At 64.7% G+C, this 15152-nt stretch carries 10 protein-coding genes and 1 pseudogene; 7 read left to right on the top strand and 4 right to left on the bottom strand.

Annotated elements, in window-relative coordinates; translation table 11 throughout:
• Positions 1-110: 110 nt before the first annotated feature.
• The 3 genes and pseudogenes from XcodCFBP4690_RS14460 to XcodCFBP4690_RS14465 all read right to left on the bottom strand — a co-directional run bounded on the left by XcodCFBP4690_RS14460 (position 111) and on the right by XcodCFBP4690_RS14465 (position 3334).
• Positions 111-1504, bottom strand: a pseudogene (locus XcodCFBP4690_RS14460) (trypsin-like serine peptidase).
• Between the two features lie 120 nt (positions 1505-1624).
• Positions 1625-1834, bottom strand: a complete 210-nt coding sequence (locus XcodCFBP4690_RS22470) for a hypothetical protein (protein ID WP_146091908.1) — start codon at positions 1832-1834, stop codon at positions 1625-1627.
• Between the two features lie 117 nt (positions 1835-1951).
• A complete protein-coding gene (locus XcodCFBP4690_RS14465; protein WP_104541838.1) occupies positions 1952-3334 on the bottom strand; it encodes an APC family permease in 1383 nt (460 codons plus the stop codon).
• Between the two features lie 195 nt (positions 3335-3529).
• On the opposite strand from XcodCFBP4690_RS14465, the gene XcodCFBP4690_RS14470 reads away from it, so the two are divergent.
• From XcodCFBP4690_RS14470 to XcodCFBP4690_RS14490, 5 genes are all read left to right on the top strand, one after another.
• Entirely contained in the window at positions 3530-4294 is a 765-nt protein-coding gene (locus XcodCFBP4690_RS14470) for a LuxR family transcriptional regulator (RefSeq protein WP_104541840.1), read from the top strand.
• Between the two features lie 169 nt (positions 4295-4463).
• Complete coding sequence (locus tag XcodCFBP4690_RS14475; RefSeq protein ID WP_104541842.1) at positions 4464-5405, top strand: proline iminopeptidase-family hydrolase; 942 nt, start codon at positions 4464-4466, stop codon at positions 5403-5405.
• 380 nt (positions 5406-5785) lie between these two features.
• Entirely contained in the window at positions 5786-6430 is a 645-nt protein-coding gene (locus XcodCFBP4690_RS14480; RefSeq protein WP_104541928.1) for a DUF1629 domain-containing protein, read from the top strand.
• Between the two features lie 20 nt (positions 6431-6450).
• Positions 6451-10248 carry a hypothetical protein gene (locus tag XcodCFBP4690_RS14485; protein WP_146091909.1) on the top strand — a complete coding sequence of 1266 codons (3798 nt, stop codon included), beginning with the start codon at positions 6451-6453 and terminating at the stop codon, positions 10246-10248.
• Positions 10202-10924: a hypothetical protein gene (locus XcodCFBP4690_RS14490; RefSeq protein ID WP_410049674.1), complete on the top strand. Its 723-nt coding sequence runs from the start codon at positions 10202-10204 to the stop codon at positions 10922-10924. Before XcodCFBP4690_RS14485 ends, XcodCFBP4690_RS14490 begins: the two co-directional genes overlap by 47 nt.
• Here the strand turns inward: XcodCFBP4690_RS14490 and XcodCFBP4690_RS22915 are convergent.
• Positions 10913-11284 (bottom strand): hypothetical protein, encoded by a 372-nt coding sequence (locus XcodCFBP4690_RS22915; RefSeq protein WP_208622748.1) that lies wholly within the window; start codon positions 11282-11284, stop codon positions 10913-10915. The genes XcodCFBP4690_RS14490 and XcodCFBP4690_RS22915 overlap by 12 nt on opposite strands.
• Before the next feature lie 264 nt (positions 11285-11548).
• On the opposite strand from XcodCFBP4690_RS22915, the gene XcodCFBP4690_RS14495 reads away from it, so the two are divergent.
• Together XcodCFBP4690_RS14495 and XcodCFBP4690_RS14500 are read left to right on the top strand one after the other, a co-directional pair.
• A complete protein-coding gene (locus XcodCFBP4690_RS14495; RefSeq protein ID WP_104541844.1) occupies positions 11549-12610 on the top strand; it encodes a pectate lyase family protein in 1062 nt (353 codons plus the stop codon).
• Positions 12611-13409: 799 nt separating this feature from the next.
• Positions 13410-14798 (top strand): amino acid permease, encoded by a 1389-nt coding sequence (locus tag XcodCFBP4690_RS14500; protein WP_104541846.1) that lies wholly within the window; start codon positions 13410-13412, stop codon positions 14796-14798.
• The last annotated feature ends 354 nt before the right edge of the window (positions 14799-15152 follow it).

The raw sequence follows: 15152 nt of genomic DNA on the forward strand, positions 1-15152 counted from the left end.
AGGCTGGCGATGCATCGGGCGCATGGGGCGAGACGCGCCGGTCACGCTGGCACGCTGGCACGCTGGCGACACGTGGCAGGCGACCAGGCGCCTGCCACCTGCCATCTCGCTTACTGCCCGAAGAACGTGGAGATCGACGAGTACACGTCGGAGAAGCGCGAGTAGTAGTCCGGGTCGGTCTGCGCGGTGCAGTACGAATACCCGCCGTACAGGCCGCCGCGCAGCTGGTACGCGCCACCGCTGGCGATGGTGAACAGGCCCGAGCCGGAGGAGCCGCCTTCGGTGACACCGTCGTTCCAGACCACGCGATAGAACGGGCTCTTGCCGTCGATGGACGTGTTCAACCCATTGACCGTGCCCAGCGAATACTTCTTGACGTCGCCGGAAGGATGGTGGATGCCCACGATCGAGGTGCCGGTCGAGCCGATCGCCGCGCTGTTCCAGGCCGCGTAGAAAGCGCCGCTTGGCGGTGCGGTCTTCAACTCCAGCAGCGCGGTGTCGCGTGCGGTGTTGGCATGGCGCAGGAACGCACCGCCGGTCAGCGTGGTCGCCTGCGCACTGGCGGTGTTGCCATTGCAGCTGGCCGCGTCGTAGAACCAGTAGGTCTGCAGCGTGTTGGCCACCGTCTGCGTGCTGATGCAGTGCGCCGCGGTCCAGAACAGGTTGCGCTTGGGCGTATTGGTATTGTTGAGCAGGGTGCCGGTGCACAGGAACGAGCCCTGGCTGGTGGTGAACACCATGCGTGCCACCGCCTTGGCGGCACTGGTGAAGCCGGCGGTGGGATTGGCGCGGCAGACGATATCGTTCTGGCACGAATCGCTTTCGCCAATGGCAATGGTCATCATGTCGCGCGGGCTGGCCGTGGGGCTGATGTCCAGATGCGACAGCTGCGGAACGCTGAGGCTGAAGTTTTCCGGATACAGGCCGGCAGCGAGATCTCCACCAGCAGGTTGTCGCCGCTGACCGTCGGCGACCAGCCGATGGCATCGCCGGTGCCGACGAAGCTGGCGCCGGATTGTTCGAAGACGCGGCCATCATCGCCGGCAAAACGCAGCGTCACCCGCGACGGATCGCCCGGCGTTGCACCGGCGCCGCGCAGCACCAGCGCCGCGCGCAGCGCCGCCGCCTGCGCGGAGCCGAGCTTCATGGTGGCAACGCGCGAACCGTCGCCGGCCATCTGCCAATCCAGCTTGGCCAGGCTGACCGACGGCTGCGTCACCGCACGCGAAAAGCCGATCTGCAGCGGCTGCCCATGTTTGACTTGCGCAATGCGCTTTTCGCGCACGCGACCGAGTTCCTTGCTGCTGGGTGCGGCCAGTTGCACCACACGCGTGGGCAGGATGCCGCCACGCAGGCTTGCCGACTGCAATGTCGCCGCGCCGAGCTTGGCCGCCTGCGGCGCGGTGCTCACCGGTGCGGCATCCATCTCGGTGGGCGGCGCGGCCAGCGCGGAGCCGGAAACAGCGGAAAACAGCGCCAGATACAACGCATTCTTGCGAATCATGGGTAGTCCTTCTCGTCAGGGGACGGCAGGCAGCGGCGGGGGCCAGGGCCTGCGGCGCCATCGTTGGCGCCAGATGAGACTAGCGAATGTTTACAACTGAATATGTGCTGAAAATCTCTTTCAGAGATGATCATTCGATAAAACGATAATGTCCTTCATCGGCCTTGCGTTGCCAAGCCTCGCCAACGTTGCAGCTGCGATCACCTCGCACCGCAGGCAGAGCGCAAGGCGCTGCCATGCGGACACGCTGCCGCGGCAATACGCGTCAGGGATGCTTGCAGCATTGGCGACGTCAGCCTGCCGTTGCGCAACGACGTCCTTGCGCCGCATTGCGCGCGCCTGATCGCACGCTGGGCGCGTGCGGGGCGGGGATCGGCCGCCACTCGGCTACCTGCAAGCGCTTACAGAGAGCTGCAGCGCAGTGCTGGGGCTCGGCGGTGAAGCGGGCTACTCCAGCGCATCGCTGGCACGGAACTCGGTCGAGCGCCCGCTGACTTTCAGGAAGGCCAGCACCGCCAGGCCCACCGTCAGCCACGCCATTCCGCCGAGTTGCGCATGCCGGTCGGCATTGATCAGCACATAGCCCAGGATTACGCTGCCGATCAACGGCACCATGCCATGCAGGACCAGCCGGCCCTGCCGGCGGAAATGCCAGGCCACTGCCACATGCAGCAGCACGAAAGCAGTCAGCGCGCCCACATTGCACAGCGACGACAGCAAGGCGATCTGGCCGACGAAGACTTCGCCCAGCACCATGCTCAGCGCCGCCACCAGCAGGATGGCGCGCTGCGGCACACCGGTGCGCGGATGGATGTAGCGCAGTAATGCCGGCAACTGGCGATCGCGCGCCATGGCGAACAACAGCCGCGAGGTGGCCGCCTGCGCCACCAATGAATTGGCGATTGCCGCACTGATGGCCACCGTCAGTGCGATCACGATCTGCAGCCATGGCCCGGCGATCAGGTGGCCGATCTCGAAGAATGCATCGTTGGATGCCTGCTGGCTGGGGTAGCGCAGCAGGGTGGGTTGCAGCAGGGCGGCCAGCCAGGTCTGCAGCACGAACAATCCGGCCACCAGCAACAAGGCCAGCAAGGTGGCGCGGCCGACCACGCGGTTGCCGCCGCGTGCTTCTTCCGACAGCGTGGAGATCGCATCAAAGCCCAGGAACGACACCACTGCCACCGACAACGCGCTGAAGATCAGCTGCGGCGAGAACGCCTGCGGGTTGTAGAACGGGCGCAACGACCAGTGCGCGCCATTGACGCCGCGCTGGATCGCCAGGCTCGCCAGCACCACGAACACCGCCAGCACCACCAGTTGCGCATACAGAAACACCCGGTTGGCCCGCGCAGTGGTTTCGATCCCGCGCAGGTTGACCACGGTGTTGAGCACCACGAAGAACGCGATCCACGCCGGCTGCGGCACCGACGGCAGCACGTTGTGCATCGCATTGGCGCCGACCACGTAGAGCAGGGTGGGCACCAGCAGATAGTCGAGCAGGATCGCCCAGCCGGCCAGGAAGCCCATGCCGCTGCTCAATCCGCGTCCCACGTAGGCATACACCGAGCCGGCCACCGGAAACGCCTGCGACATCTGCTGGTAGCTCAGCGCGGTGAACAGCATCGCCACGAAGCCGACCAGATAGGTCAGTGGCACCATGCCCGCACTGATGTCGAATACGCCACCGAAGATCGAGAACGGCGCGGTGGGCACCATGAACACCAGACCGTAGATCAGCAGGTCCTTCAGCGTGAGCTGGCGCTTGAGCTCCTGCGTATAGCCAAAACGTTCCAGTGCAGCCGCATCGTCGCGGCGAGGGGTATCGGTCATGCAGGGGTTCGCTGTCAGGAAGGCCGGGGTCGAGGCGGGCACGGGTGGCGAGGTTGGCGAGGTTGGCGATGCTGCAGTGCAGCCGTGTGACCGGCATTGTGACGATAAGGTGGCCGGCAAGCCCAACCACTGGTAAAAATGCTAGGTTTTCCATGCTGGATGCGTCCAGTGCCTCTGGAGGCCTGAAGGAAGCCCATGTTCGACACTCTGGCCAGCCTGGGCCGCGACCTGCAGGCATTGCACACGCTCGATGCCTGCCTGGACCGAGTGTTCAGCGACGTCTGCGCGTTGGGATTCCAGTCGGTGGTGTACGACTACGCGCCGGTGCCGTTGAGCATGGAGGGCGCGTTGATCACCCCGACGGTATTCATGCAGCGCAATGCCCCTGGCGACATGCAGCATGTCTGGTGCGAGCATGGCTATTACCAGCATGACCCTGTTCAGCAGCGTGCCACGCGGCGCACCACGCCGTTCGTGTGGTCCTACCGCACCGATGGCGACTGCGACGGCGTGGAATACGTTGGCGGCCAGCATCGGCAGGTGACGCGCTATCTGTGCGACAGCGGGATGGGCACCGGTGTCACCGTGCCCCTGCATCTGCCCGGCGGCGCGTTTGCGACCTTCAGCGGGGCGGTGGATGCGGTGGCCACGGAAGCGCCGCGCCTGGCCGAAGCCCAGCTGTCGCCGTTCCTGTTGCTTGCGCACGCCTTCCAGGCGCGCGCGCAGGAGCTGCTGGATCCGCAGGAGCGCCGCTGTCACCACATCGCGCTGACCCGGCGCGAGCGCGAATGCCTGCAGTACTCGGCCAAGGGGTTGACCGCCAAGAGCATCGCCGCCGCGCTCAATCGCTCCACGGCAACGGTGAACCTGCACCTGAACTCGGCCGCACGTAAGCTGGGCGCGCGCAACCGTGTCGAGGCGGTGGTGCGTGGTATGCACTATCGGTTGCTGGAGCCATAAGGGATTTAGAGCTGCTCTTAAGCGGATCGACCGCATTGCCGGTCATGCGCATTGGCAGCTCCCGAGGCGGCAGCCCAGAAGCAGCGCAAACCTGTGAGATTTGCCAGTTAACGCCAGGCCGGCTGCCCGCTAGGCTCGGCGCTCATCATTGCCGCAGGCAGCGCAGGTCATGCAGTCCACCGAAGGTTACGTCGAATTTCGCGGCTATCGCACCTGGTACCGCATCACCGGCGACCTGCGCAGCGATGCCTGTCCGCTGGTGGTTGCCCATGGCGGCCCGGGATGTACGCACGACTACGTCGACAGCTTCAAGGACCTGGCCGCCAGCGGGCGTGCGGTGATTCATTACGACCAGCTCGGCAATGGCCGCTCCACCCACCTTCCCAATGCCGACCCTGCGTTCTGGACAGTGGGCCTGTTCCTGGACGAACTGCAGCGCCTGATCGAGCATCTGGGGCTGTCGCAATACGCGTTGCTCGGCCAGTCCTGGGGCGGAATGCTGGCGGCCGAACACGCGGTGCGTCGGCCCAGCGGGCTGCGTGCGCTGGTGATCGCCAATTCGCCGGCCTCCATGGGCCTGTGGCGCGCGGCCGCACTGCGCCTGCGCGACGGCCTGCCCGAACCGGTGCAGGCCGCACTGGACGAACACGAGGCCGCCGGCACGCTGGACCACCCGGCCTATCGGGCGGCAAGCCAGGCGTTCTACGCGCGCCATGTGTGCCGGTTGCTGCCATGGCCCGACGAGGTGGTGCGGACCTTTGCCGCCATCGAGGCCGATCCCACCGTCTATCACGCCATGAACGGCCCCACCGAATTCCACGTGGTCGGCAGCCTGCGCAACTGGAGCATCATCGAGCGCCTGCACCGCATCACCGCGCCCACGCTGGTGCTGTCGGGCAAGTACGACGAAGCCACGCCGGAAACCGTGGAGCCCTATGCGCGGTTGATTCCGGATGCGCGCTGGCATGTATTCGCCAACTCCAGCCACATGCCGCACGTGGAAGAACGCGCGGCCTGCATGCGCATGGTCGGCGACTTCCTCGATGACCACACACCCTGGCCCGGCCGGGAACGTGTGCAGGTACCGGCACTGGCCGCGCGCGCCGTCTGAGCCCGGGATGCTGGCGGAAGGAGCGCATCCAGCGCGCATGCATCGCCTGAGCCCACCGATGCTGCCGCCCACTGGTGCTGAAAGATGCGCCTGCACCGGTTGATCCGTATCGCCAGCCGGCCAACGCCACCGACCGCCCGAGCCTAAGCACCGCCGACTGGCGGCGCGACCCGGCAGACGGACAATGCAATCGCCTGGTCAAGACCGCGATCTCCGGTGCCAACGAGCGCGGCAGCTACGTGCAGGAGCGAACGATCAGACTTCCCCTACTGCCTCCTCAGTGTTATGAGGGCACCATAGGACGAGGTCGGACATTCAATGGGCCTGCCGACCGCCGACATTGCCGCAACCTGCCGTACAAGTCAGAGAGATAGATGCTAATGAACGTTCGAAACACACCAGAAGAAGGCGAGTTCTATTTTTTAATGCCTAGCCTTGACTGTGGGCCTGAACTTGGAGTGGTATTCGAAAATGTCAAACAGCTCCTGTCCCCCTCGCGACTAATTTTGAGGCCCAACGAAGGTGGATTCCCTCCACTATCGGAAAAGCCGCGCCTAATTTATGATCCATCAAAAGGCGCAATGCCAAAAGACCTAGAGGCCGGGTTTAGCGGCTACTGGCTCGTATCCGAACGATTACACCGAGTATTCTCATCCATAGATCCGCTTGCCTTTAGCTTTGTGGAATGTGAATTTCGAATGGCAGATGGGAGTGAAGGGCCTCGTTATTTCTTGTGCGATGTAGTTCGGGTACTGGACGCGCTCGATGAGGAGAACTCAGAGGTTGAGATAGAGATTGACGAGGACTTTGTTAACGGAAAATATTACGATTTTACTGGCGGCGCTAAGTTAGCTTTTCGGAAAGAGGTCACAGAAGGCTCGCACATATTTATCTTGAAGTACTCAGGGGGCTCAGTCTTTTGCGATCGCTTAATGAGGGGTGCGGTACGCAAAGCCGGAGTCGGACACGAAGGAGGTTTAAGCGGACTGTGGTTTAGAGATGCTTCAAGCTGGAATAGTGATTGATCTTAAAGGGAAGTTCCGCTATGGCTAAGCGAACAATTTTTCAAGAGCATCATATTGCTGAAAGACAGACGCTGCGCAATAGTCGGCTGCTTGAGGCACTTGAGCAAGCAAATCATTTCGAAATTGACGCGCACCGTAATTTGATTTACATGCCAAGTGATCCAGTGCTAGCTCGGAAAATCGGCATTTCCCCACATAATGGCGGCCCGATACGGGATTACCAGGATGGAACAATCGCTCGATTGAGGCGTTTGTCGCAAACGTCAGACGGCCAACTGGCAATTCTGGGTGACACAGACGCTATTGCAAGAGTTGCGCCGAAGGTTGAACGGCTGATCGACACAATGAGAGTAGGTCTAACCAATGCAGACCTCTACACCAATGCCCCGATCGGCATGGTTGCAGACGACATGCGGCCTGGCATCAATGCGTTTTTCAAGGGCGCCTCGAGCTACGACAGCAGGCTTGCATCTCAGATCGACGCAATTCCAACGTTGCAGAGACCCGAACTCGGCTGGTCATCAATCGTCCATTCCGAACAGCGTGTCATCTCTACGCTTCAGTACCTAGGACAATCCAGCACCAACCTCACCAAAGGCGGCGATCCAGAGATCGGTAGAAATTCACTCTCACAAGCAATTGCCCAAGCTCATGCAAATGGCCGCCTGACGCTTTCCGACCAAGGCATTCTGCAGGTCGAAAATGTGCTTGGTGAAGAAGCTGCACGGCCGCTGCGGGTACCGCCAGGTCAACGCGGCTTCGCCACCGCCGAGCTACTGGCAGGCGAGCTATCGGCAGGCCAGGCACTGCGCACCGCCGGCCTGCTCGCCACCGCCGCAGATGCCGTCGCCTCCGGCCAACGCGCCACGCACTTGCTCGGTCAGGACAACCCGCTGGCCGCGCAATCGGAGCTGGCGCATTTCGCCGGGCGCAATATCGGTGGCTGGGCCGGCGGCACGACAGCGGCCTACGCGCTGGGCAGCTCCGGCGCCGGACCGATGGTGTTGATCGCCGCCGACGCGTGTTTCATGAGCGTGGCCGGCGAAAAAGCCGCCGCGTTGCTCGACAATCGCGCGATCTACCACCAGACCGACCGCGATGGCACGCAGTGGTCCTTCGATGGCCGCGCCTGGGCGCGGGACGGCATGGCCGATACAACCGGCGATGGGATCGACAATCCCACCGCCACGCCCATCGTCGCCAGCTACCAAAAGGCGCGCGAACTCAATTACCAGGCCACCAATGCAGCCGCCGCACTCGCTCTCAAAGATGCGCCTGCGCCCGTTGATCCGTATCGCCAGCCGGCCAATGCCACCGACCGCCCGAGCCTGAGCACTGCCGACTGGCGGCGTGACCCGGCAGACGGCCAATGGCATCGTCTGGTCAAGACCGAGATCTCCGGTGCCAACGAGCGCGGCAGCTACGTGCAGGAGACCGCATTGCCGCCTCGCGCGGCGGAACTGGAGGCGCAGGCGCAGGCCACCATCGCCTGCAACATCGCCAACAGCCCAGGGGCGATCGCCGCGCGTTATGAACTGGCCTACCACCGCAGCGGTTGGGCGACCGATGGGCTGCCGATGTCGCCAGCCGTACAGCAGGCGTTGCCGGATCCTGATGCGCTGACCGCCTCGGACGGTCAGCGCTACTACCGCAACATGGAGGGCCAGTGGACAAGCCACGGCGCTCCGCCCGATGGCAATCGCGTGTTGGAACTGGAGACCACGCGCGCCATGCTGCAGCCGGCGCTCGCGGAGCAGGCCCAGGCGATTGCCGCCATCCGGCAAATCCCGCCGTCGCCGCAGGACGTGCAGCGCGAGCAGACGCTGTATCGCTACCGCATCGTAGGCACGGAGCTGCAGCCGCAGTGGCGCGAAGCAATCGAACTGGCGACCCAGCGCACGCGCGAAGCGGAAGGACTCGCAGGCGATGGCGCCCTGCAGCTGCAGCGAGGCCCCGGCGGTCAGTATGGTGCCGACAGCCCGATCGCCCATCTGCAGCGCGGTGCCGATGGCGTGGAGCGCATTGCAGCGGTGACCAGCACCGAGGACATCCGTCAGGCGCTGCAGGAGCTGCAGGCTCGCCAGCAGCCGGACGCACCGGTGCAGCAGCTGGCCTCTGCGCCGCCTTCGTCAGAAGGCTCCACGGATGCGGACACGTCCGCCTCGCCGCCCTCCAACCAGCATGTGCTCGACGTGCAGGCCCGGGGCCAGGCCGCCAGCGCCGCGCAGGAGCACCAGCAGCGGCAGCAGGAGGGACGCCAGGCGCAAGATCAACAGTTGGCGCAGGCACGCGCCCACGCGCTGCAGGCGCAGGCATCGCACGACATCCGGGCGCAAGCTGCCCAGGCGCTGCAGGCGCATACCGCGCTGGAAGCACGGCAGCAAGCGCAGCGTCTGGAGCAACAAGAACGCCAGGCGCAGGACACCCAGCAACGCGAACACGTCCAACGGCAGGCGCACGAGACGGAGCAGCGCGAACAAGCGCAGATGCAGGCTCAGGAGACACAGCAGCGCGAACAGGAAATACGCCAGGCACAAGACGCCCAGCAGAGCCAGCAGGACCGGCTGCAGGCGCAGACTGTGCAACATGCCGGGCAACAGCCGCTGCACGCCCAAACGGCTCCACAACGCGAGCAGGAGCTGGCACAGGAAGCAGCCCCGCGCGCGCCGTCGTCGCTCCATGCGCGAGACACATCGCCGCACCAACCCGAGCAGCGGCCTAACCAGGATGACGTCGCCCAACGGCCCCAGGAACAGCTGGTAGAGCCTGCGCAAGCCCATGCATCCGACGTAGCGCAGCAGCGGACGCAAAGCCAGCAAGCGCAAGAACAGCGTCCGCAGGAAGTCCAGCAGCAGACAGCGCAGAGCGCTGCGATAGCGCAGACCGCACCGGCAGAGGAGCAGCAGGTTGCGGACCTGCCCCAGGCGGCGACTGCGCCTTCCGCGCCGTCGCTCGCCACCGCGATGGCCGCAGAACACCGCGACGAGCAACAGGCGCGCACGCCACAGACTCAAGCACCGGAAGCACCAGATCCCCCTGCAGCGTTGCCAGTGCCCGCACACCTCGCGCATGCGACAGGGCCATCGCCGGAAATGCCGATCGCTGGTCGCGCAACCGATACACCCGAGGACGCGGCCGATGCGCGCGCGCCGCTGTCCGTGTCCCTGTCAGATGAGCACGACCGTCCTGCCGCTGTGCCCGCCGATCCGGACTCCTGGGAGGAAATAGCACGCTCCATGCGTGAGCTACGCATCCAACTCGAACAGGATCTCGAAACAGAAAACCGCGTCGCAGAAGCGCGTCAGGCGCGCGTGGACCGTGGTGAGCGGCTGTTTACCGAGTTGGAATTGCGTGATGGGTACGATCCGGATGGCCCCTCTGGGCTGAGACCACCACGCGCCTCTCCGGCAGACACCGCGCTACGGTCTCTTGCCGCGGGCGAGCAGGAGGATCGGCCGCAGCCCCAGCGTAAAACCATCACCGGCGATCCGGATGTGGACGAGTTGCTGTACGCCATCGACTGCAAGGACGAACTGGCGATCGAACAGGCCTTGAAGCGGGTCGCCAATAGCCCCCATAGCCAGGCACTTGCCAAACAAGGGCATGAGTTTCTGGATGCCCAGGCGATGCAGGAGGCTCAGGAACAGGCGAGTATGCGCCAGGCCCTGAACATGGACGTCTCGACAGAGGTGCAGACCAGCCGTGGTCCGGTGATGGTGATGACATTGCCGCAGTTCGCCAACGGACCGGCGATGCAAGGCGGTCCGCAGGGTGACGGTGGTGGTGGCGGAGATGGTGGCGGCGGCGGTGGTGGATAGCCGGAACACGTGCAGCAGGTTGAATCATCGAGAGAACACTATGGAGATGCAGAACACCTCCGCACTACCCGATGCCAACGCGTCGGAACGCACGCTAAAAGAATCGATCCAGGCCATGGCGGCACTGATCGGGACGCTGCAACGGCGCGAGCACGCATTGGAAGATCTAGTCCGGGAGCAGCTGCAGCTTCTGCAGATTGCCGTCAAACACGCCGACCAGCGCGTCAGTGGCCTGGTGGAAAATGCGCTGCCCCGCCTGACGCAATTGAGCAACCAGGCGCTGACGCAAACGCTGGAACCGGGGGCCGAGCGATTCAACAAGAAGATGGTCCAGGCGGAAAGGACGCTTGAGCAGGCGACCGCGCGCTATACACAGGCGCAGCAATCGCTGGAAACCACCGTCACTCGGCGTAGCTGGGCCGGGCTCGGCGCGCTGTTGGTCGGCACGCTCCTGTGCCTGGCTGCAGTCGGCTACGCCGTCCAGGGCGCCCAGCCTGTGCTGGCAGAGGCCACCCAGCGCCGCGCGGAAATCGCCTTTCTGGATCGCGTCGCACGCGCGGACCTGGTGCCCTGCGGCCAAGACAGGCTCTGCGCCGTTGTCGAGAAGAAGGGCCCCCGCTATGGCGATCGAGGCCAGTATCGCGCTGTCGCCCTGCGCCAATCTTCAAGCCGATGAGGGCAGGGCTGCCCTGGGGGCCGCCTTGCCTCTGGAACTTGCAGCGTCCTCGGCGGATTGCACGTCACGGCGACGCATTGGTTCGTCATCTCGGTGCCGATCGCCGTAAAACCCGGCGTCAGGGAGCCGGGACGTTGTTGCACAGCGCGCATCGGCACCATCGGTGACGAGCTCGGTCTCTGTATCGAGTCCATTGCCTGCATGCGCTTCCGGTTGCGGCGCCGACGCCGCGTAGCGCTCGCGGGAAAGCCATCTACCGATGGCATCCATGCCCTGCAGGTGGCGCGCACCGCATGCCAACCGACCTCGCGCATCGCGATGCGCGTCGCGGCAATCGATCGACGCCGTCCAGCCGATCATGCGGGCCGTACCAACGTAATGCCACTGAGGCCGGCGGCGGCACCTGATCGCAGGGCGGCAGTGTCCTGTCCCGGGTGTCTCCGACTGTCTCTTTTGGGTGTCTCTCACCCGGAACACCGCGGTGCGTCAAAATTTCAGCTATTGATAATTGTTTTATGTTTTAAATCGCGCGAAGAATGCAGCCCCCCACGTAACGCGTCGCTGTCGCCGCTGCCACTGCGCAGGCGGCATGCGTCGCTCATCGACATCTTTGGGAGAGGCTGCATGACCAGCAAGATGCTTCAGGGCGCTGTTGCGCTCGCACTGTCCGCCTGCGCCGCGGGCACCATCGCCGGTCCGGTCGGATACGGCGCCGCCACCACCGGCGGCGGCAACAAGACACCGGTCAACGTGGCCACCTTCGAAGCGATGCAGGCGGCGATCGACAGTTATTCCGGCAGCGGCGGGCTGGTGCTCAACTACACCGGCAAGTTCGACTTCGGCACCATCAAGGACGTCTGCGCGCAGTGGAAACTGCCGGCCAAGACCGTGCAGATCAAGAACAAGAGCGACGTCACCATCAAGGGCGCGAACGGGTCGGCGGCAAACTTCGGTCTGCGCGTGGTGGGCAATGCGCACAACGTCATCATCCAGAACATGACCATCGGCCTGCTGCCCGGCGGTGAAGATGCCGATTCGATTTCGCTGGAGGGCAACTCCAGCGGCGAGCCGTCCAGGATCTGGGTCGACCACAACACCGTGTTCGCCTCGCTCACCAAGTGCTCCGGCGCCGGCGATGCCTCCTTCGATGGCGGCATCGACATGAAAAAGGGCGTGCACCACGTCACCGTGTCCTACAACCATGTCTACAATTATCAGAAGGTCGCGCTCAACGGCTTCAGCGATAGCGACACCAAGAATTCGGCGGCACGCACCACCTATCACCACAACCGCTTCGAGAACGTGGAATCGCGCGTGCCGCTGCAGCGCCGTGGCCTGAGCCACATCTACAGCAACTACTTCAACAACGTCACCACCTCCGGCATCAATGTGCGCATGGGCGGCGTGGCCAAGATCGAGTCCAACTACTTCGAGAACATCAAGAACCCGGTGACCTCGCGCGACAGCAGCGAGATCGGCTATTGGGACCTGATCAACAACTACGTGGGCAGCGGCATCACCTGGAGCACACCGGACGGCAGCAAGCCGTACGCCAATGCCACCACCTGGATCAGCTCCAAGGTCTTCCCCGAACCACTGGGTTACACCTACACCGTCACCCCGGCCGCGCAGGTCAAGGCCAAGGTGATCGCCACCGCGGGTGCGGGCAAGAACCTGGCGGAGTAAGCGCCAGCGCAGCGGCTCAGCCAAGAATCCCCGGCACTGCCGGGGATTTTTATGAGCGGCAATGTCGTCAGAGACCTGCGCCGGGTCTACCGGCCGACTTTCGCAGAATCCAGCGCAGGCCCGGAATGGCTGCAGCCATCGCAGCTTGCTGCTTGCGGGTGAGGAAGGCGCCGCCACGAAATTCTTCGCGATGCGCCAGCTCGCGGCGCGTGCCAGACGCACTGCTCCGCTGGATGGGGTGGCGATACGCGACCTTGCAGTAGCGTAGTGGCGTGCATGCGTGGGATAGCTGCGTCCATCGCAGCCTGCAGCGCGAGGCAGGCTGATCGCCTGTTGCCGAACGCCACGCCCCGGTAGGCACTGACTGGCTGATACCGATGATGGCGCGCAAGAGTCGTGGCGTAGCAGTCCGCGCTAGGATGCAGAGCGCTTTGCGCCATGGCGACCGGTCCACTAGATGGCGAGGGCTTCAGATAGATCCACGTGCCGCTCGCGCGAGGGTGCGCGGAGCCGCCGCCTCCAGAAGCAGCCGGGCGATCTGGCGGCCGTGCACAGATGCAGATCTCGCGCATGCTTGGCATGCAGCACGTTTCTTGTCCGCATCACCGGCACCATCGCCCCGATGGGTGTGCACCGCAGCAGAGCGGGCCGCCTCGTCCTGTGTCCATTGGGTCGGGCGCGGGCGCCATGCGTAACGCGGCCACCACACCGTCAGCCTGGATGAGGCGGCTGCGTCAAGAGGCGCGGCCGGCGCCGCGACGCGGTATCGTGTCGCGCTACCACCTCTCCGATGCCGTCCATGTCGCTTCCGACCGAACCTGTTGCCCAGAACGCTTCGACCGCCGCGCCTGCGTTGCGCCATGCGCTCAAACCGCGGCAGTTGATGATGATGGGCCTGGGCACCGCCATCGGTGCCGGGCTGTTCCTGGGTTCGGGCGTCGGCATCCAGGCAGCCGGGCCGGCGGTGCTGGTGTCCTACCTGATCGCCGGTGCCCTGGTGATCATCGTGATGAACGCGCTGGGCGAGATGGCGGCCGCCAAGCCGACCAGCGGCGCCTTCTCGGTGTATGCGGCCGATGCAATGGGCCCGACCGCTGGCGCCACGGTGGGCTGGCTGTGGTGGTTCCAGGTGGTGGTGGTGATCGCAGCCGAGGCGGTCGGCGCCGCCGGCCTGCTCGCGACCGTCTGGCCGGCGTTGCCGGTGCCCTTGCTGGCGCTGCTGTTCATGGCGACCTTCACCGCGATCAACCTGCTGGGCGTGCGCAATTTCGGCGAATTCGAATTCTGGTTCGCCATTCTCAAGGTCGTGGCGATCGTGGTGTTCCTGCTGATCGGCTTGGCCTTGCTGGCCGGCTGGCTGCCCGGCGTGACCTCGCCGGGCCTGTCCAACTTCACCCGGAACGGCGGATTTGCGCCCAATGGGCTGGCCGGCGTCGGCGCAGCCCTGCTGGTGGTGGTGTTCGCTTTCGGTGGCACCGAGATCGTGGCGGTGGCGGCGGCGGAAACCGCCGACCCCGGGCGCAGCCTGGCGCGCACCATCCGCACCGTGGCCTGGCGCATCCTGGTGTTCTACATCGGTTCGATCAGCGTGATCGTGGCAGTGGTGCCGTGGACCAGCAAGGCGCTCGGCTCGCCCTTTGCCGCAGTGCTGGACGTGGCGCGCATTCCCGGCGCGGCCACTGCGATCACCCTGGTGGCGGTGGTGGCGCTGCTGTCGGCGCTCAACGCCAACCTGTATGGCGCGTCGCGCATGATCTTCTCGTTGGCCCAGCGCGGCGAAGCGCCGCGCGTGCTCGCCAGGACCAGCCGCGAGCAGGTGCCGTTGACGGCGGTAATTGCCAGCGTGTTGTTCGGCTTTGCGGCCGCCGCACTGGAGCTGCTGTATCCCAACAAGGTGTTGCCGGTGCTGCTCAATATCGTCGGTGCCACCTGCCTGCTGGTGTGGACGATCTCGCTGCTGTCGCAGCTGATCCTGCGCGCCCGCGCCGATCGCACCGGCATTGCATTGCCGTTTCGGATGCGCGGCTATCCCTTTTTGACCGTGCTGGCGTTGGCGATCCTGGGCGTGATCTTCGTGCTGCTGGCCGGCTCGGCCGAGACGCGGACGCAGTTCCTGTCGATGGTGGTCCTGACCGTCGCCATCGCGGTGGCTAGCGAAATCGCCCGGCGGAGCCGCAATATACAGTAGTCAACGCGACCGCACGCCACACCGCCGTGCTGCGCCGCAGGCTTGACGGCGCAGCAGGCCAGGCTTGTGGAGAACGCTTGGTGATTGCCACTCCCGATGCCCACGCATGCCGACGCAGTCAGCAAGGCGCGGGCGTGCGCAGCGTCGTGCATCGGGCGATTGCGACCCGTGGTGATGGCCGCAGCCAGCACACGGGGCTGCCGCGATCCTGCCCATCACAATGCCGCCTGCCATTGCAGCGCAGGCTGTGCAGCAAGGGCGCGACGGTTTGACGCAGATGCGACGCCGTGTCGCATCGGGAACGTGCTCTAGCGTCCCTATCATGAAGGCGTAGCGCAGTCGGTCGCGATCCCG

This window comes from Xanthomonas codiaei (assembly GCF_002939785.1).
In the GTDB taxonomy this organism is placed as follows: domain Bacteria; phylum Pseudomonadota; class Gammaproteobacteria; order Xanthomonadales; family Xanthomonadaceae; genus Xanthomonas; species Xanthomonas codiaei.